General features: G+C 65.3%; 19 protein-coding genes. 8 read left to right on the forward strand and 11 right to left on the reverse strand.

Translation table 11 applies throughout. The annotated features are described in order from the left end of the window. Positions 1-63 precede the first annotated feature (63 nt). The 11 genes from radC to L0984_RS12080 form a co-directional block, all read right to left on the reverse strand. Positions 64-558 carry a RadC family protein gene (radC, locus tag L0984_RS12030; protein ID WP_003149760.1) on the reverse strand — a complete coding sequence of 165 codons (495 nt, stop codon included), beginning with the start codon at positions 556-558 and terminating at the stop codon, positions 64-66. Between the two features lie 175 nt (positions 559-733). Continuing rightward, positions 734-1,498, reverse strand: a complete 765-nt coding sequence (locus L0984_RS12035) for a DsbA family protein (protein WP_003149757.1) — start codon at positions 1,496-1,498, stop codon at positions 734-736. A 24-nt stretch (positions 1,499-1,522) separates the two neighbouring features. Next, positions 1,523-4,414: a conjugative transfer ATPase gene (locus tag L0984_RS12040; protein ID WP_234193876.1), complete on the reverse strand. Its 2,892-nt coding sequence runs from the start codon at positions 4,412-4,414 to the stop codon at positions 1,523-1,525. Then, positions 4,414-4,854 carry a TIGR03751 family conjugal transfer lipoprotein gene (locus tag L0984_RS12045; RefSeq protein WP_003149753.1) on the reverse strand — a complete coding sequence of 147 codons (441 nt, stop codon included), beginning with the start codon at positions 4,852-4,854 and terminating at the stop codon, positions 4,414-4,416. Before L0984_RS12045 ends, L0984_RS12040 begins: the two co-directional genes overlap by 1 nt. Further along, the gene (locus L0984_RS12050) at positions 4,835-6,253 is read right to left on the reverse strand and encodes a TIGR03752 family integrating conjugative element protein (RefSeq protein WP_004350605.1); all 1,419 of its coding nucleotides are present in this window, start codon (positions 6,251-6,253) and stop codon (positions 4,835-4,837) included. Before L0984_RS12050 ends, L0984_RS12045 begins: the two co-directional genes overlap by 20 nt. Beyond that, the gene (locus L0984_RS12055) at positions 6,243-7,154 is read right to left on the reverse strand and encodes a TIGR03749 family integrating conjugative element protein (protein WP_004350604.1); all 912 of its coding nucleotides are present in this window, start codon (positions 7,152-7,154) and stop codon (positions 6,243-6,245) included. Before L0984_RS12055 ends, L0984_RS12050 begins: the two co-directional genes overlap by 11 nt. Then, complete coding sequence (locus L0984_RS12060; RefSeq protein WP_004350603.1) at positions 7,151-7,843, reverse strand: PFL_4703 family integrating conjugative element protein; 693 nt, start codon at positions 7,841-7,843, stop codon at positions 7,151-7,153. The genes L0984_RS12055 and L0984_RS12060 overlap by 4 nt, the downstream gene beginning before the upstream one ends. After that, positions 7,840-8,238 (reverse strand): TIGR03750 family conjugal transfer protein, encoded by a 399-nt coding sequence (locus L0984_RS12065; RefSeq protein WP_003153632.1) that lies wholly within the window; start codon positions 8,236-8,238, stop codon positions 7,840-7,842. Before L0984_RS12065 ends, L0984_RS12060 begins: the two co-directional genes overlap by 4 nt. 12 nt (positions 8,239-8,250) lie before the next feature. After that, a complete protein-coding gene (locus L0984_RS12070) occupies positions 8,251-8,610 on the reverse strand; it encodes a TIGR03745 family integrating conjugative element membrane protein (protein WP_003153634.1) in 360 nt (119 codons plus the stop codon). Positions 8,611-8,626: 16 nt separating this feature from the next. After that, a complete protein-coding gene (locus L0984_RS12075; protein ID WP_003050225.1) occupies positions 8,627-8,860 on the reverse strand; it encodes a TIGR03758 family integrating conjugative element protein in 234 nt (77 codons plus the stop codon). Further along, positions 8,857-9,240, reverse strand: coding sequence for an integrative conjugative element protein, RAQPRD family (locus L0984_RS12080; protein WP_003090167.1), 384 nt, complete (start codon positions 9,238-9,240; stop codon positions 8,857-8,859). Before L0984_RS12080 ends, L0984_RS12075 begins: the two co-directional genes overlap by 4 nt. Before the next feature lie 203 nt (positions 9,241-9,443). On the opposite strand from L0984_RS12080, the gene L0984_RS12085 reads away from it, so the two are divergent. Genes L0984_RS12085 through L0984_RS12120 form a run of 8 tightly spaced genes read left to right on the forward strand, consistent with a single transcriptional unit; the run spans position 9,444 to position 16,682 of the window. Further along, a complete protein-coding gene (locus L0984_RS12085) occupies positions 9,444-9,914 on the forward strand; it encodes a helix-turn-helix domain-containing protein (RefSeq protein ID WP_003050245.1) in 471 nt (156 codons plus the stop codon). Continuing rightward, on the forward strand, positions 9,911-10,486 hold the full coding sequence (locus tag L0984_RS12090) for a PIN domain-containing protein (RefSeq protein WP_003153636.1): 576 nt from the start codon (positions 9,911-9,913) through the stop codon (positions 10,484-10,486). Before L0984_RS12085 ends, L0984_RS12090 begins: the two co-directional genes overlap by 4 nt. Positions 10,487-10,503: 17 nt before the next feature. Next, positions 10,504-11,418, forward strand: coding sequence for a CBASS system CD-NTase-associated protein Cap6 (gene cap6 / locus L0984_RS12095; RefSeq protein WP_003050256.1), 915 nt, complete (start codon positions 10,504-10,506; stop codon positions 11,416-11,418). After that, positions 11,415-11,885 (forward strand): type III CBASS phage resistance system CD-NTase-associated protein Cap8, encoded by a 471-nt coding sequence (gene cap8 / locus L0984_RS12100; protein WP_003153638.1) that lies wholly within the window; start codon positions 11,415-11,417, stop codon positions 11,883-11,885. Before cap6 ends, cap8 begins: the two co-directional genes overlap by 4 nt. Further along, complete coding sequence (gene cap7, locus L0984_RS12105) at positions 11,882-12,382, forward strand: type III CBASS phage resistance system CD-NTase-associated protein Cap7 (RefSeq protein WP_003090159.1); 501 nt, start codon at positions 11,882-11,884, stop codon at positions 12,380-12,382. Before cap8 ends, cap7 begins: the two co-directional genes overlap by 4 nt. Further along, positions 12,382-13,284 carry a CBASS oligonucleotide cyclase gene (locus L0984_RS12110; protein ID WP_003153640.1) on the forward strand — a complete coding sequence of 301 codons (903 nt, stop codon included), beginning with the start codon at positions 12,382-12,384 and terminating at the stop codon, positions 13,282-13,284. The genes cap7 and L0984_RS12110 overlap by 1 nt, the downstream gene beginning before the upstream one ends. Before the next feature lie 38 nt (positions 13,285-13,322). Beyond that, the gene (nucC, locus tag L0984_RS12115; RefSeq protein WP_003050273.1) at positions 13,323-14,048 is read left to right on the forward strand and encodes a CBASS effector endonuclease NucC; all 726 of its coding nucleotides are present in this window, start codon (positions 13,323-13,325) and stop codon (positions 14,046-14,048) included. A gap of 9 nt (positions 14,049-14,057) precedes the next feature. Continuing rightward, complete coding sequence (locus L0984_RS12120) at positions 14,058-16,682, forward strand: AAA family ATPase (RefSeq protein WP_003153642.1); 2,625 nt, start codon at positions 14,058-14,060, stop codon at positions 16,680-16,682. Positions 16,683-16,689 lie beyond the last annotated feature (7 nt).

Here is a 16,689-nt window from a genome sequence, read left to right on the forward strand (position 1 = left end):
GTCGCCGCGCAGAAAAATGCGGAGGCCGAAGCCTCCGCGCTGATCAACGAAGCAGTACAACCCTTACAGCAGGCCGGACTCCGCAAAGGAGAACGGGGCACCCTGGCCGACGATGATGTGGTCCAGTACCCGCACATCGATGAGCGCCAGCGCGGCCTGCAGTTGCTGGGTCAGCATGCGATCCGCGCTCGACGGCTCGGAAATGCCCGAGGGGTGCTGGTGCGCGAAGACCACCGCGGCCGCATTCAACTGCAGAACACGCTGCACAACGACACGCGGATAGACCGAAGTCGCGTTGATCGTGCCCCTGAACAGCGGCTCGTAGGCCAGTACCTGGTGCATGCTGTCCAGGAACACAGCGACGAATATTTCGTTGGGCTCGGCCACCAGCTTCACGCGCAGGTAGTCGCGCACGGCCGTGGGGTCGAGGAGTTTCGGACCCGCTTTGAAAACCCGCTTCTCCAGCAGCGCAATGGCTTGCTGGATGATCCAGTCCTCGTGCTGGGCAGCGATGGCGGAAAGCGACTCCAGGCAGGAGTCATTGACGACGAAAGACATGGCGAACCTCCAAATGGTGAGATCGGAGGGCGCGCGCCCGGGGAGGGCAAGCCCTCCTGGGGAACGAACAAGGTGCATCCATCACCGCGGTGGCGGTGATCGTTCGCGGCCAGGATGCGAGGCGAACGGGTTGCGGTCAGCGCAGCGGACTGCGCCGTAGCCTTGAAGACCGGGGCTACCTGGGCATGTCGCCGACGACGTCGGCAGGCATTTCCGATGTGGGTATGGCGGCGGGATCGCCGGCCGCGAGCATGTCCATGGCCGACAGCAAGGCATCGCCCTCGATCGGGCCCTGCAGCAGGATCGCCTTGCCGGTTTCGCGATCGTGCAGCCGCAGCGATGGCGTGGCGATCACGCCGCTGTTCGTGGCTTCCGCCGTCTGGGCGCGGATCGGTGCATCGGGCCGCTCGCTCGCCAGACACTGCTCGATCGCTGGAGTGAGGTCGGGGTAGCGCAGCCCTTCAGGCAAGCCCTGGCCGTCGCTCCGCGTGTGGGCATAGACCCATTCGACGGCCTGCCAAAAGGCGGCATGGCTGCCGGCTTCGCCCGCGCATTCCGCCAGGCGCGCTTCGGCGGACGCGGCTGGCTCATGCGCGGCCAACGGCAGGTGGTGCCATTGCAAGGTCACGTCCGCATTGCCGGCCACCCAACGCTTGAGCACTGGAAAATAGGACCGGCAGAACGGGCATTCGAGGTCCGCGTAGAGCGTCAGCGTGAAACGCCCTTCCGGATTGCCCATCTGCCACGGAGGCCCAGCCACCTGCGTGTCGCTGACTGGCGCCGAAGTCTGAGGTGTGGACCCGCCTGGCGAACGTGACACGAGCCAGATCAGCAGCAGCGCAACCAGCACCGCGGCCAATGCCCAGGGCCAGCGGAACTGCCAGCGCCGACGACGGAACGCCTGGACCTGCATCGGAATGGATGGGCGTTTCTGTTCCATGGCGTTCTCCGGTGTACGGCAGATTCAGGGCAGGTCCAGGGCCGGCGACTCGATGCCGCGTGCCCGGTCGATCTTCTCGGCCACCTTGAAGGCGGCATCCAACTCGCTGACGCCGTGCTGCTGCATGAGCTGGTAGCGCTCGGCCTTCTCTTCGGGTTCGGTCTGCGCGAGCGCGAGATACAGGCTCGGCGGCACGGCGCGGAAGAGCACCTCCATGCTCTTGGAGAGGATGACGCCCTCGGTGAACTTGCCCGCTTCCTTGCGTGCCGAGAGCATCAGCGCTTTCTGCGCTTGGCTCAGTTCGCGGAACCGCGCGATCTTCTCCACTTCATCGGGGGGCATCGACAGGCAGATCCACCACTCGATCATGTTGAGCATCGGCTCCGCGGCGCGCGGTAGGTCGTCAATATTTTGTGTAGCTAGCCAGTACCAGGCCCCCAGCTTGCGCCACATTTTTGTAATTTTCACGGTATACGGCGCGAGCAGCGGGTTCTTGGTGATCACGTGGCCTTCGTCGGTCACGTTGATGATCGGGCGGCCGAGATACTGGTCACGCTCCGCGATGTTGTTCACCGTGCTGATGAGGCTGATGTACGCGATCGAGAGCTGCGCGTTGTAGCCCTCGCGGGCGTAGGTCGCCAGATCGACCAGCGTGATGTCGGCCTCGGGCCACGGCGTGCCGTCGCGGTCGAACATCTCGCCGTCCGTGCCTTGGCAGAACATGTCCATCGCGTCCGCCATCTCCAGCAGCCGCACGCGCCGCATCTCGGGCAACGTCGGGTCCTGGCCGCGGGTGCGCAGCGCATTGCGCACATCGCGCGTGAGCACAGTGCGCTTCTCTGCCACGCAATGTTCGGCCGCGTCGAGGATGCACTGGCGGATCAGCGAGCGGTCGGCCCGCGTCATCCGCGCTTCTTCCTTGTCTTCGCCGCCCGTGATCATCAGCCGTGCCGTGATCTCCAGCTCGCCCAGCACGTCGCGCTGCTCGTCCGCCTCCATGGCCGAGGCATCCGGTGGCAGGTCTTCGTCCAGTGCATCGGCATCGAGCGTCTGCACGTCGCTGGGCGTTTCGATCAGCCGGCGTGCGTCGGCGAACGGCGCCAGGCTGATGCCCGAGCCGGGTGCCAGCTTGACCCGGTTCACGGTCAGCCCCAGGCGCCTGGCGAAGTCGCTGAACAAGCCGAAGCTGTTGCCGGCTTCCACGATGAAGAGGCGCGGCCGATAGATCGCGGTGACCTGGTTCAGCAGGTTGTTGAGCGTGGCGCTCTTGCCCGAGCCCGTGGGACCGAACAGGAACAGATGGGCATTCATCTGCCGATCCAACCTGTTCAAGGGGTCAAACGTAATCGGGCCGCCTCCGCGATTGAACATCGTGATGCCGGGGTGCCCCGTGCCCTGGGCGCGGCCCCACACCGGCGACAGGTTCGCCGCGTGCTGGGCGAACATCAGTTGCGTGTACCACCGGCGCCGGTCCTTGCCGGGGTTGTAGCAGCACGGCAGCCAGCGCAGGTAGCTGTTGAGCGGCGCCACCTCGTCGTCCTCGCGCACCGGCTGCAGGCCGGCGTTGAGCATCACGTTCGCGAGGTCCAGGCCGCGCCGATCCAGTTCCGCCTCGTCGCGCCCGCGTAGGTAGAACGCCAGAGTGCCCCGGTAGAGCTTGTGCGCGCTGCCGATCAGGGAGCGGGCTTCATGCACGTCCTTGAGCGTCTGCTCCGACGCCAGCGTCTCGCCCACAGCTTTCTTCGCCAGATGGTTGAGGTCCGATTCGAGGACGTCCTGCGGCGTGGCCACCATGGTGAGACACATCAAGGTGTCCTCGGGCATCTGATCGAATAGCGTGTTGATCGCGTCTCCCTTGCGGGTCTCGCCGGTCAGGTGCCCGGTGCCGGGCGGCATGCGCAGCCGGTCGGTGATCAGCACGCGGTGCGGCATGCCGTCGAAGTACCAGGCCCCTTGCGCCACGTCCGAGCGCGGCTGCCCAAAGAACAGCCGCTGGCTGAAATCCCGCCCGCTCGCCAACTCGATCTCGCCGGCCTCGCTTTCCTCGGTACTGTCCGGATAGCGCGCCAACGCGTAGAAGCGCTCCCGGTCCTCCACCCCAGGGCCGAGCAGCGTGGGGCGCGGGTTGAACCATCGCAGCAGCCAGTCGTGAACGTCCGCTGCAACCATGCGCCGGGCCTGGATGCCGGCGTTCGCCAGGCCGCCGCATAGGCGGTCGCAGACGATGCCCAGCATCTGCTCGGGTGTCTGGCCGCGGCGGTTTGCCTGTCCCTGTCCGCTCGCGCGGCGGTACACCACCATGCACACACGCCGCGTCTGCCCGCGCCAGCGCAGCCGCGTAACCACCGTGTCCTCGAACAGGCCGCCGGGCTTGGCCACAGCGCGCAGGTGGTGGCCGAAGAAGCGCAAGTAGAACTCGGTGAACGCCGAGCCGCGCGCACGTGGCTGCACGTAATCGCGCAAGGTCTGCATGTACTGGTCGAAGCTCGGTTCGTCCTGGGCATAGAGCTGGAGCACCCACGGGTTCTCGTCCAGTTCATCGAAACTGTCCTGAAGCGCGTTTTCCAGGGCGTCGCGGGCATGCGCGAGCCAGCCGGGTTCCCGGCCTTCGGTGCCCAGCGGCACCAGTTCGTAGAACGCCGCCACCGATTGGCCATCCTCCAGGAGCATCGATTTCGACCCGGGCAAGAACTCCACCCAGGGCAGCAGTTCCACGAAGGACGGCGCAACGTCGTACAGCGCCTGCTCGTCGGCCACGGTCGCTGGCTTGCGGCCGTGGACTGCCGAACCGGGTTCGGGGATGCCGGCCTGGCGCAAGGCCTCGACGTGGCGCTGCCAGCTGTCCGGCTGCTCATCGCTAGCCGGGCTACTGGAGCCGGCGCCGGCCAGCTTCGGCCATGGGAGTTTCCACCGCATCAGTAGTCCTCCACGCGCTCGCCCGGCATCGCGTACTGGATGCGCTGGTAGAGCGGGAAGACGGTCGTGTAGCCGGGCACCGGCACGGGATCGGTGCCGGCCAGATGCGGGTACACGTACATCACGAGATCGGGATTGGGCAGGCGCTGGAACTGGCGGTGGACCTCATTGCGCGCGGTGCGCGTGTAGCGCATCTGCTCGACAGGTGCGGCCTGCACGTCGGCGTCGGTCAGGGGCCGACGCAGGCTCTGGCGCGCATCGAGCAGCTGGCGGCCGGCGTTCCGTCCGGCTGCGCCACCGCCGTCGCCGGCCTCCTGCTGCCAGATGTCCATCATCGTGCGGTCACCGTGGGTCAGCAGCTTTTCCTTGCTGGTGGCGCAGCCGCCGAGCACCGCGACGGCGAGGGCCAGCACCAGGCCCTTAATCGAGTTCGAGAGCATGGCTTTCTCCTGCGCGGTGATCGACCTTGCGGCCTTCGGGATCGAAGTCGATGGCGAGCGGTTTTTCGAGGTGGACGGCGACCTTGGCGCCGGGCTGCACATAGACGGCGGCGAACGCCTGGCCGTAGAGCTTGTTGACCCAGGCCGACATGTCCCGGACACCGCCCGCGAGAATCTGGCCGACCGCTTCCTGGCCGGTGATGCCCACGGTGCCGATGGAGCCGTCCGAGCCGACATAGGACATGCGGCCGCTGTCGCTCTCGATGAGCGAGGCCACGCCGGCACCGGCCGCGGTGATCAGGGCCTGCGAGCCGAGGTACTGCTGGGCGTTGCTGCGCCGCTCGCCGCTGACGCAGGGGATGCCGTGCGGGTCGCTGATCCAGCCCAAGCCGTCGCGTTGCTGGTTGTTCTGCTGGTTGCCCTCGCGGTCTTCGGGGATCGTGCGGATCGTGCCGTCGTTGAAGACGAACGTGATGCTGCGCACCTGGCCGCGCACGCACGAAAGCGTCCAGTCGCCCGATGCGGTGCCGCTGAACACGGCGCCGGCCACGTCGGGAATGTCGATGCCATTGGCGGTCAGGTTGTCCGGCCCGACCAGGACTTTGAACGGATAGGGATCGTTGACCGTGCCGTCGATCGGCACGCGGCCGATCAGCGCGGTCATGGCGACCGAACCCATGAGCGTGGAGTTGGTCGGCACGGTATAGACCGGCTTGGCACTCTTGACCCCAGAGGCGCGGGCGCCCGCGTTGGCCACGGTTTCCGCGGTGGTTTCGAGCGTGCTCTGCGCCGGGCCGAAGCTCGTGGGGAAGCTCATTCCGCCGCTCGCGCCACGACCGCCGTTGCGCCCCTCGGCGGGCTTTGCGTCGTCCGGCTCGACCCACCGCACGCCGCCCTCCATGCCGGCCTCGTCGCCGCCCTGCAGCCCCAGGCCCACGGGCAGGTCCGCATGGCCGCCGCCGCGCCCGCCGATGCTGTCCAGGCGCCGCTGCAGGTCGGCGAGCAGCCCTTCGGTCTGCTGGCGCGCGCTGGCCGCCTGCTCCTGGTCGCGGCGCAGGTTGGACCGCTCGGATTCGAGCGCCGAGTTGATGCGCTGGTCGATGGAGTTCTCGCGCTGGCGCAGTCGCTGGTTCTCTTCACGCTGCGACTTGTTGTCCGAGAGCGCGGTCTGAAGCTCGGTGCGCAACTGCTTCACTTGGGCAACGAGCGTCGCCACGGTGTCGCGCGGGGTGTCGCCTTCGATGCCCAGCGCCTTCATTTCCTCGGGCGTGAGCTGGGCGCCGTTGTCCGCCGCGGGTGGCGCCGTGCTGCCTCCACCCGAGAACAGCCGGATACCGACGAACAGCACCAGGATGGCGACAGGGATCATCAGCCACTTGAGCAGGCCGTTACTGCGCATGGCGGGCCTCCTTGGCGTTCTCGTCGCCGTCCGGCTGCGGCAGATGCACGGCAGGGTCGAAGCGGTGAATCGCCGGCAGCAGCGACTGCGCGAGGCCGCGGCCGCCCGTGACCAGGTAGAGGACGGTCGTGTCCTCGGGCGTGCCGCGCGGGCCCAGCGCCTCGTGCTGGAAGGTGGCGGTGAGGAAATCGCCTTGCAGCACGCGCGGGTCGAGCGCGACCCAGTCGGCGCCGGTGTTGGTAAGGCGCACGGCAGTCACCCATTGGTCTTCCAGGCGCCACGACGCGAGCGCGACCGCGCGCACCGGCAGCGTTGGCATCAGTGTGTCCAGGTCGAGGTCGCGGGGCAGGTTGACCCGCATGACGCCCGGAAGCGGCTCGACGGTGCGCAGCGGTGCGTAGAGGTTCTGCGCGGCGAAGCGCGTCAGCACGACAGGGACCGGAGTTTCGCGCCGCGCGGTCCGCGCACCTGCCTGGCCCTGGGCGCGTGCCGGGGCCTCGGCACTGTCGGCCTGCTCGCCATAGCGTCCCGGTGCGCTGTCACCCTCGACGATGCGCACCGGCTCCAGCTCGGCTTCCCCGTCCTTGGGCGGTTCGGCTGCGATGTCCAGCAGGATCAGCGCGCCCGTGTCGGCGTCCTGCAGTTGCAACCGCGTGGGCTCGATCGGCTCGCTGGCGCGCAGGTACACCGCGCCACCCGCACTCTGCACGCGCAGGCGTTCGCCCACGCCCGCGGGCACGCCCACGCGCACGTTCCGGTCGATGAACACGATGCGTTCCTGACCGACCTTCAGCGGCACTGCCAGTGGCATGCGTTCCCAACGCAGGATCTCCACCGCCTGGGCGACGGGTGCCGCGGCCACGGCCAGTAGCCCCAGCAGCGCGAGTACAGGATGCTTCATGGGGTGTTTCCTCCTTGAGGCGCTTGCGGAGACAGGCCACTCGACGCCGGGCGCGCCGGCTCCGGTGCACTGATGCGCTGGGGCGCGCCTTCGTAGCAGTCCAGCGCCAGGCCGAACGGGTTGCGGGCGGGATCGACGTCCACCCGCGTGACCTTGATCGGATAACGCACCAGGGCGCGCTTGACCTGCTCGGCGCCGTAGTACTCGTCCGCCGTGATGTCCAGCGTCACCACCCAGTCGCGATCGGACACGGTGCGCACGCGCGCCGTGGGGTCGTCGCCATAGCCGCGGCCGGGAATCTCGTAGATGCCGCGCACGCGCTGGCGTAGCTCGCCGGTGGAGCGGCGGTAGTCGTAGTCCGCGCGAAGGAAGGCCTGGCAGGACGGGGTGAGGTACGGCGAGAGCGTGTGGAGGTTGCGCGAGTAGTCTTCTTCGCCATTGGTCGGCCAGCGGTTCAGCGTCTGGAACACGTAGAACGTGAACGCATAGACCGATTCGGGCGGCACTTCCCACCACTTGCGGGTACTGCCAGAGCGCAGGTCGGGCGGGACGTGGATGGTCAGGTCGCGCGGCGCGCTCCACCAGCCGCCGCCCATGACCAGGGCGACAATGACCAGCGCGCCCGCGCCCAGGCGCAAGGTCTTGATGTGCGCCTGCAGGTGGGCGATCTCGTTCTTGAAGCGACTCATCGCATGCTCCTGCGGGTGGACCAGAAGCCCGAGCGCGAGATCAGCACGTGGCCGCCCACCCAGCCGGCCATCAGCGGATGGCCCGTTGCGATGCGCCACTGCAACTGCCGATAAAGCCAGGTGTCGGGGCGCCCACGCTTGAGGCGGCGCAGGATGCCGCCGCCGATGAACACGCCCAAGGCCACGCCCAGGACAACGAACGTCGGTGCGATGGCGATCGTGCGGAACACCCACGAAAGCGGCGCGCCGACCAGCAGGCCGGCGGCGCCGGACAGGCCGCAGCAGATCCACAGCTCGTCGGCGGTGAGGCCGCGCACGACAACGGGATGGCGGTTGAGCCGGTGCGGAAGGAACGTGACCGTCCCGTCCGCACGGACGTGCTGCTGCTCGGACATACCGGCCTCGCCTTACAGGATGCCCGTGGCTTCGGTGAGCAGCCAGATGCCGATCACGAGCAACACGGCGCCGATGGCGACCGTGAGGCCGAATTGGCCCCACGTCTTGCGGCCGGTGTGGATCTCCGCGTAGGTTCCGTAGGCGTGGTAGCAGACGCCGATGAACATCGACGCCACCACCAGCAGGGCCACGAGCATGATGATGTCGTAGCCGTAGTTGCGGATCGTCTCCATGATGCCGTTGCCGGTGCCGCGCGTCGGGTTCTCCAACTGCGGCAGGCCTTGCGCGAACGACAGCGCGGGCAGCGCGGCGGCGCCCAGGGCCATGGCGGCGCGCTGGGCGAGACGGGAAGTGAGGATGCGGTTGTGCATGGTCGGGCCTTTCAGGTCAGGACAGAAGGAAGAAACTCAGGACGAGGTACATCGCGACGAAGCGGATGCAGACGCCGAGGAACTGGCGCTGGTTGAGGCGGCTCTCGGACCACCCCACGTAGGCCGTTCGGATGGCCCAGACGCCCCACACGAGCAGGACCGCGAACACGACGCCGACCAGGACGGTCGCCATTGCGGAAGGCGCGATGCCGCTGTTGGCTTGAAATGCCGAGACCTGGGCGCCGTTCATTGCTTGCCCCCCGCAGTCGTCGCCGGCAGCGGCTCGGCCGCCCGCTCGGTGCGGTAGTCGCCGGCCAGTTCGGAGGGGTCGCGCGGCTGAGCGCGCGATGGCGTCAGGTGAAACTGGATGCCGGCGCGAACGCGCGCCAGGTCAGCCAGCAGCCGCGGGTAGTCGAAGTGGTAGCGCTCGCCCGGCTGGATGGGGGCATGCGCGGCGCTGTCCGCGACGGTGCGCTCCAGCGCGTCGAGCTGGCGCAGTGCGGCGACCAGCTCCTGGCGCTGTGCCGGAGACTCGGCCAAGGCCATCTGGGACTGACCCAGCAGGAGGGCCGTCACGAGAAAAGTGGGCACGCCGCGATGCGCGGCGCGCAGCCAGATCGAAGCCACCATCGCGCCATTCCTGTGTGATCAGCAATGGGGTGATCGTGGAGATCAGGGCTGTTTTAGGCCGCAAACAATAGGAACTGGCGGACGACCGGATTGGGCATACCGCGAGCGAACCTACAAAAGCCCGGGTGGAGTTTCGATTATTGCGTTTTTCGAGTGTTTCGAATATGATCGGCTCTGCAACCGTTTTCGCTTAGGAGCTACCCATGACCACCGCCACTGCCCAATCCAAGATGACCCTTCCCGCCGCGGGAGAGGTTAAGGCAGCCGTCCAGGGTCAACGTGCCTTGGCGGCTTACCTCGCAACCCAGTTCGAGACGCAGCACATCCAGATCTTTGATGACCACAAACAGGCTCATCAGGTGGAACTGCCTACCTCGGCTTTACGCCTGCTGGTCGACATCCTGGCCGAGTTGGCCGATGGCAATGCAGTAAAGGTGGTGCCCGTCCATGCAGAGCTGACGACCCAAGAGGCGGCGGACTTGCTCAACGTGTCCCGTCCCCATTTCGTCAAGCTGCTAGAAGATGGGGTGTTGGCATTTCATCGCACCGGCAAGCACCGCAGGGTGAGGTTCGCCGATCTGATGCAGTACAAGGAAGCGCGCGAGCGCGCCAGTGAGCAGGCGATGGCCGAACTCGCTCAGCAGTCGCAAGAGTTGGGAATGGGATACGAATGAGGCATTCCCCATTCACCGCCGTCTACGACGCGTGCGTTCTATATCCCGCGCCACTGCGGGATTTCCTGATGTGGCTCGGCCTGTCTGGCCGCTTCCGGGCGCGGTGGAGCCAAGCCATTCATGAGGAGTGGAAACGCAATCTGTTGATCAACCGCCCCGATCTCACCCGGGTTCAGGTCGACAGGACGTCGGATCTCATGGACAGGGCCATTCCGGACGGCTTGGTGGAGGGCTACGAAGCGCTCGTGGCAGGCCTGACATTACCCGATCCGAACGATCGGCACGTCCTGGCTGCGGCGATTCGCTGCGGTGCGAGCGTGATTGTGACGTTCAACGAACGTGATTTCCCGAACGATCTGCTGGCTCCGTACGGCATCGAATCGCAGCACCCCGATGAGTTTGTGGACAACCTGCTGGATCTGGATGCGGCCGCCGTAGTGTCGGCTGCGCAGCGCCAGCGTGCCCAACTCAAGCATCCGCCGATCGATGTGGACCGCTATCTCGAAATCCTGCTGCGCCAAGGCCTTGTGCAAACGACCAAGGTGCTGGCGACCTATCGCACCATTCTCTGACCCGCCGAGAGCCACGGATGACCAAGAATCCTTCATCAGACGCCACTTTGCCGAAAGGCATCCATCGAAGCTGGAAGCTGCCGGATAAGTCGCTGGGTGACTTGTGGGATTCGATCGTGATGGACGAAGCCATCAAAAAACAGTTGCTGTCACAAGCGATCGTCAACTTCACGGTGCGCCCCAAGGTGGAGCGCACGGTACTCCCCCTGCACGGCGTGATCTTGTTGGTCGGCCCGCCGGGGACTGGGAAGACCTCCTTGGCACGGGGCTTGGCGCATCGTGTGGCCGAATCTTTTTCTTCTGCGAAGTTTCGATTGCTGGAAGTGGAGCCTCACACGCTGACGAGCTCTGCAATGGGAAAGACTCAACGCGCCGTGGCAGACCTGTTCTCGCAATCGATCGCAGAATCCGCAGCGGCGGGCCCGACGATCGTCCTTCTGGACGAGGTCGAAACGCTTGCGGCTGATCGAGCGAAGCTCAGCCTGGAAGCCAACCCGGTTGATGTGCACCGGGCCACCGACGCGGTGTTGGTGCAGTTGGACATGTTGGCCGAACGCAACCCGCATCTGCTGTTCGTGGCCACCAGCAACTTCCCACAGGCCGTCGACAGTGCCTTCCTATCTCGTTGCGACATGGTGATGGAGGTGCCACTGCCCGGCAAGGATGCCTGCAAGCAGATCCTAGTGGACTGCCTGAATGGCCTGGCAAAGACATTTCCGGGGATTGGCAAGCTTTCCTCGGCTCACCAGTTCGACGCGTGCGCTGGCGAGTGCGTCGGATTGGATGGTCGGGCCATTCGCAAGGTCGTAGCCAACGCCCTCGCGGCCGACCCGCAAGTGGCTATCGATCCGAACAAGCTTTCCGTAGAGCACTTGCGCAGTGCGATACGACAGGCAAAGCAAATGCGCCTTCAAGGAGGGAAGCAAAAATGACCACCGTTGTCAGCCGGACGTTTCGCAGCTCGCCGCACCGCGATGCGTTGCAGACATGGGATGCCATTGTCGAACTGCTCACTCAGGGCAAGGACGGCACGGCTCGCTCTGAACTCAGGGCCGTGACGGGCGTGGCCGCCAGCTTGATCGCCGACCAGGCACCCAAGAGCGCGCCCATCGTTGCGACATGCGATGGACCACGGACCAGGATCTACTGCCTCTTCGACGAAGACGCGATCTATGGTGATGATGCCAACGAAGAAGTCTTGGGGTTCGAGCCGTTGAAGGGAGACTGGGGAGTCTCGCTGCCGTGTCCGAAGGAGCAGCTCGGCTGGGTGCAAAGCGCGCTCAAAAAGCACAGTTCTCGCATCATTGCACGGGACTTGAGCCAAGGAATTGCCACGCAGGCGCAGGCCGATGCTGGGCAAGCGCTGTCGCTCGACCTCGGAGGTTTCCTCAAGTCATGAGCACCGTCGCCACCTACTCGTACACGCACTCGGTTACCTATGTGACCGACAACATCCTCAAGAGCTTGAAAGACATCATCCTGCTCAGTGGGCTGGACCCTGAGCACTTTGCGGATCGCTGGGAGAGCAATACCCGAGCCATCAAGACGTGGCTCGGGACCGGTGATCTGCGCAAGGTGATTCTGGAGATCTACAACCCGGCAACCGACAAGCTCGTGACCCGATGGGATATCGACATCGTGTATGGGTGGTCCGATGGCGACGGCAGCTTCTGGACAGATACCGAGCAGTTGAAGTACGCGATCAAGAAAGCTGGGCTGCTGCCATCGCAGGCCAAGTACAAGTTAATGCTCGATACAAAGCCAGGGCGACCTGATGTGGAGGGATGGAGCAAAGGAAGTTATCGCTCGACGGATGGAATGGTCAAGCAGAGCCTAGGCTCGACTGTCGAACACAGCGGCCTGGCGGGTCAGGCCGGATATTGGAGGCAACGCTGATGCTGTCGATCGATGAAGCTTTTCGCAAGTTCAAGTCGCGTCTGGAACTCAACGAACGCGAACAGAAGAATGCCTCGCAACGCCAGAACGAAGTGCGGGACTACCTGCAGACCAAGTTCGGCATTGCGCGCAGCTTCCTGACCGGTTCCTATGCTCGATACACGAAGACGAAGCCGCTCAAGGATATCGACATCTTCTTCGTGCTGAAGGACTCGGAGAAGCATTACCACGGCAAGGCCGCATCGGTAGTGCTGGATGATTTCCACTCTGCATTGGTGGAGAAATACGGTTCGGCGGCCGTGCGCAAACAGGCGCGCTCGATCAACGTGGATTTCGGTGTTCACATCGACGCGGAGGACAACACGGACTACCGGGTGGTCAGCGTGGATGCGGTGCCCGCATTCGATACCGGCGACCAGTATGAGATCCCCGATACGGCGTCCGGAAAGTGGATCAAGACGGACCCGGAGATCCATAAGGACAAGGCGACCGCAGCGCACCAAGCCTATGGCAATGAGTGGAAAGGTCTCGTGCGCATGGTGAAGTACTGGAACAACAATCCCAAGCACGGCGATCTGAAGCCGGTGAAGCCCTCGTTCCTGATCGAGGTAATGGCCCTTGAGTGTCTTTACGGCGGCTGGGGAGGATCGTTCGATCGCGAGATCCAGTCGTTCTTTGCCACGCTTGCCGATCGAGTTCATGACGAGTGGCCGGATCCCGCCGGACTTGGCCCGGCGATCAGCAACGATATGGATGCCGCGCGCAAGCAGCGCGCGCAGCAGCTGCTGTTCCAGGCGAGCCAAGACGCAAGCATCGCCATCGACCACGCGCGTCGTGGTCGCAATATCGAAGCGCTTCGCGCCTGGCGCGCACTGTTTGGCCCCAAGTTCCCACTGTCCTGATTCCATCGGCTTCCATACACGTCCCATCGAGGTACAGCATGTCCCAGTGGTCGCTTTCCCAGCTCCTGTCGTCCCTGCATGAGGACATCCAGCAGCGCTTGTCCGTAGTACGCAAGACCTTCGGTCACCCGGGTACGAAGGGGGATGCGAGCGAGAACGTCTGGATCGACATGCTGGATACCTATCTGCCCAAACGGTACCAGGCGGCCAAGGCGCATGTGGTGGACAGCCTGGGGAACTTCAGCCAGCAGATCGATGTGGTGGTGTTTGATCGGCAATATTCGCCTTTTATCTTCACCTACGAGAACGAGACGATCATTCCAGCCGAAAGCGTGTACGCCGTTTTCGAGGCCAAGCAGACGGCTGACGCGGGGCTTGTGGCCTATGCCCAGGAGAAGGTCGCCAGTGTGCGCAGGCTGCACCGCACGAGCCTGCCGATCCCGCACGCTGGCGGGACCTACCCAGCGAAGCCGTTGATTCCGATTCTGGGTGGCTTGCTCACCTTCGAGAGCGAATGGAGTCCTGCATTGGGTCCATCCATGGACAAGGCGCTGAACGCAAACCTCACCGAGGGGCGTCTGGACATCGGATGCGTTGCCGCCCACGGGCACTTTTTCTATGACCAAGCCAGCGGCGCGTACAGCTACACCAACGAAAACAAGCCGGCGACCGCGTTTCTTTTCAAGCTGATCGCGCAGCTTCAGTTCAGTGGAACGGTCCCCATGATCGATGTGGAGGCTTACGGTCAGTGGTTGACCAAGTGAGGGGGCGCTGTGGCAAGCATACGTTCGGAGTACCACCGGTTCCTGGCGCACTTGGCGCAGCGGCACGTGCACGACGACGTGCGCCGGCTGGCGCACCTGGTGCTCGATCACCTGCAGCCACTGGCCGAGGTCGGTGCTGCACGCCGGGGGCGCTCCACGCGCTTGGCGCCGCTGGCCATCGCGCATCTGGCGCAGATGCCTGTCGCCTACGACGGGGACGCGCGCGGCCCCGAAAACGGGCCGGCGCTCGGGCGACTGCACCAGCTCGAAGTCGGGCCGTTTCGAGGATTCATGCGGCAGGAGACGTTCGACCTCAGCCATGACATCACCTTGGTCTACGGTGCCAACGGCACCGGCAAGAGCAGCTTCTGCGAAGCCTTGGAAGTGGCGATGCTCGGTTCGATCAGCGAAGCGCAGGCCAAGCGGGTCGACCAGCGGACGTACTGCAACAACGCTCGCCTGCGCCGCCACGTCGCGCCAGTCCTGTCGTCTACGGCGGCGGGCGAAGCGCAGGCCGTCCAGCCCGACGAAGCTGAGTATCGCTTCTGCTTCATCGAGAAGAACCGCCTCGACGATTTCGCCCGAATCGCCGCGCGGACCCCGAGCGATCAGCGCCAGCTCATCGCCACCCTGTTCGGCGTGGACCAGTTCAGCGAGTTCGTGCGCGGCTTCAACCCCTCGCTCGATCAGGACCTGATGCTTGCCGGCGTGCAGGCGGCGCAGCTGGCGCAGCGTCGCCTGCGGTTGGCGAACTCCGAACAGACCATCGCCGCCTACCCGCAGAAGATCGCAGCGGTCGAGGGCCTGGAACAAGCTTTGGCGCAGCGCATGTCACCTGGCGCGACCTATCAAGCCTGCGTGGACTGGCTGCTGGGTACGCCGCAGCAGCAAGGACGGCTACCGTATGTCCAGGCTCAGCTGGACGCCAACCCGCCTGCCATTCACGAGGTGACCCAGGCCCGCCTGCAAGCGTTGCTGGCAGAGGCCTACCGCGTCCAGGGACTGTGGCAAGCGTCTTCCGCGCAACTCGCGGCCCGCGCGGGCGAGGTGTCGTACGCGAAGCTCTACGAGGCCGTGCAAGCGTTGGCGGACGGGGCGACCGCGTGTCCGGCATGTGGAACCGGACTGGCCGCTGTGGCACAGGACCCGTTCGCCAGGGCGCGAATGGGCCTGGAGCAGCTCGCGCAACTGGCCGTCCTGCAGCAGCAAGAGGCCGGGCATCGGACGCAGTTGAGCGAGGCGGTCCGAGCGCTGTGGGACGAAATGCGCCGCGTGGTGGCGGCGGCTGGGGTCGCTTGTCCTGCCGAATCGCAGGCCGCGGGCCTGCCACTGCTGCCTCCCACGTCGGCGGGCAATTGGCTCGGCGGCTGGGTGAATGGGGACCAGCGCGCCTGGCAAGCCCTCTTACGGATCGCACAGATCATCGAAGGCTTCGACGCGCAGGCGCGCGACGTGCATGCCCAGCGCGGCGCGATGGCCCAGGAGCGGGACCGCCTGCAACAGCATCAGCTGGAGATCGAACGGCTGCGGACCATGCGCACGACTGCGGATCAGGAGCTGGCGGCCGCCCGCCAAACCGTGGCCCAATTCGACGACGCGAACCGCGGCCTGATCCAGGCGGCCACGGACGAAATGCCGGTGGTGGTGCACCATCAGCGGGTCAAGGCCGCCTACGACGGCTTCCTACCCGAGATTCAGGCATACCTGACCGCTCTGCCGGGGGTTCTGCTACAGGGGCTGGGAGACCAAGCCCGCCATCTCTACAACGCATTCAACCGGGCCGATCCGCCCGGCGATCTGCTGCACGCGCTGTGGTTGCCCGTGGCCGAGAACGGCAAGATCGAGGTGGAGTTCGCCGGCGAGCCGGGCGTGCGCTACGACGCGTTGATCGTCTTCAGCGAAGGGCACATCAAATGCTTGGGTCTGGCGATTCTGCTTGCCAAGAACCTCGCGCAGGGCTGCCCCGTGGTCATCTTCGATGACGTCGTCAATGCGATAGACGACGACCATCGCGATGGCATCTGGCGTACCTTCTTCGAGGACGGTTTGCTCCACGGCAAGCAGGTTATCCTCACCTCGCACGCAGAGGAGTTCCTGCACCGCATCCAGCAGGAGTTGGGCGTGCGCCGCGCCGCGGCCATCAAGCGCTACAAGTTTCTCCCGCATCAGGGAGAGCACGAACTGCGGGTCGACAGCGACCCGCCAGCGAAGAACTATGTTCTTCTGGCCCAGCAGGCGTTGGCGGCTGACGAGAAACGCGAGGCACTGCGCCAGGCCCGGCCGGCGCTGGAGAGTCTGACGGACCGCCTGTGGACGTGGCTGGGTCGGCGGGCGGACGGCCGGATCGACATCAAGCTGAGCGGGCCCCGCGCGCCTTGGGAGCTGAACAATAAATGCACCAAGTTGCGGTCGGCCGTCGAGCGTATCGCGGCGCAACATGCGGGTGCGCCGGATGCCGTAGGGGCGTTGGTCAGGCTGCTCAATGTCAGCGGTACGAGTATTGAATGGGGTTACCTCAATAGCGGTGTGCACGACGCTCAGCGCGATCATGAGTTCGATCGGGCGACGGTAAGAACGGTCGTCGAGGCGGTTACGGCGTTGGATGCTGCTCTTGATACCCTGCAGAACCGATGAACGGCAC

It is taken from the genome of Pseudacidovorax sp. NFM-22 (assembly GCF_021401245.1).
In the GTDB taxonomy this organism is placed as follows: Bacteria; Pseudomonadota; Gammaproteobacteria; order Burkholderiales; family Burkholderiaceae_C; genus Xenophilus.

Coding starts and splice junctions, on each gene's coding strand:
- radC (WP_003149760.1), bottom strand. CDS start 558: ATGTCTTTCGTCGTCAATGACTCCTGCCTGGAGTCGCTTTCCGCCATC.
- L0984_RS12035 (WP_003149757.1), bottom strand. CDS start 1,498: ATGGAACAGAAACGCCCATCCATTCCGATGCAGGTCCAGGCGTTCCGT.
- L0984_RS12040 (WP_234193876.1), bottom strand. CDS start 4,414: ATGCGGTGGAAACTCCCATGGCCGAAGCTGGCCGGCGCCGGCTCCAGT.
- L0984_RS12045 (WP_003149753.1), bottom strand. CDS start 4,854: ATGCTCTCGAACTCGATTAAGGGCCTGGTGCTGGCCCTCGCCGTCGCG.
- L0984_RS12050 (WP_004350605.1), bottom strand. CDS start 6,253: ATGCGCAGTAACGGCCTGCTCAAGTGGCTGATGATCCCTGTCGCCATC.
- L0984_RS12055 (WP_004350604.1), bottom strand. CDS start 7,154: ATGAAGCATCCTGTACTCGCGCTGCTGGGGCTACTGGCCGTGGCCGCG.
- L0984_RS12060 (WP_004350603.1), bottom strand. CDS start 7,843: ATGAGTCGCTTCAAGAACGAGATCGCCCACCTGCAGGCGCACATCAAG.
- L0984_RS12065 (WP_003153632.1), bottom strand. CDS start 8,238: ATGTCCGAGCAGCAGCACGTCCGTGCGGACGGGACGGTCACGTTCCTT.
- L0984_RS12070 (WP_003153634.1), bottom strand. CDS start 8,610: ATGCACAACCGCATCCTCACTTCCCGTCTCGCCCAGCGCGCCGCCATG.
- L0984_RS12075 (WP_003050225.1), bottom strand. CDS start 8,860: ATGAACGGCGCCCAGGTCTCGGCATTTCAAGCCAACAGCGGCATCGCG.
- L0984_RS12080 (WP_003090167.1), bottom strand. CDS start 9,240: ATGGTGGCTTCGATCTGGCTGCGCGCCGCGCATCGCGGCGTGCCCACT.
- L0984_RS12085 (WP_003050245.1), top strand. CDS start 9,444: ATGACCACCGCCACTGCCCAATCCAAGATGACCCTTCCCGCCGCGGGA.
- L0984_RS12090 (WP_003153636.1), top strand. CDS start 9,911: ATGAGGCATTCCCCATTCACCGCCGTCTACGACGCGTGCGTTCTATAT.
- cap6 (WP_003050256.1), top strand. CDS start 10,504: ATGACCAAGAATCCTTCATCAGACGCCACTTTGCCGAAAGGCATCCAT.
- cap8 (WP_003153638.1), top strand. CDS start 11,415: ATGACCACCGTTGTCAGCCGGACGTTTCGCAGCTCGCCGCACCGCGAT.
- cap7 (WP_003090159.1), top strand. CDS start 11,882: ATGAGCACCGTCGCCACCTACTCGTACACGCACTCGGTTACCTATGTG.
- L0984_RS12110 (WP_003153640.1), top strand. CDS start 12,382: ATGCTGTCGATCGATGAAGCTTTTCGCAAGTTCAAGTCGCGTCTGGAA.
- nucC (WP_003050273.1), top strand. CDS start 13,323: ATGTCCCAGTGGTCGCTTTCCCAGCTCCTGTCGTCCCTGCATGAGGAC.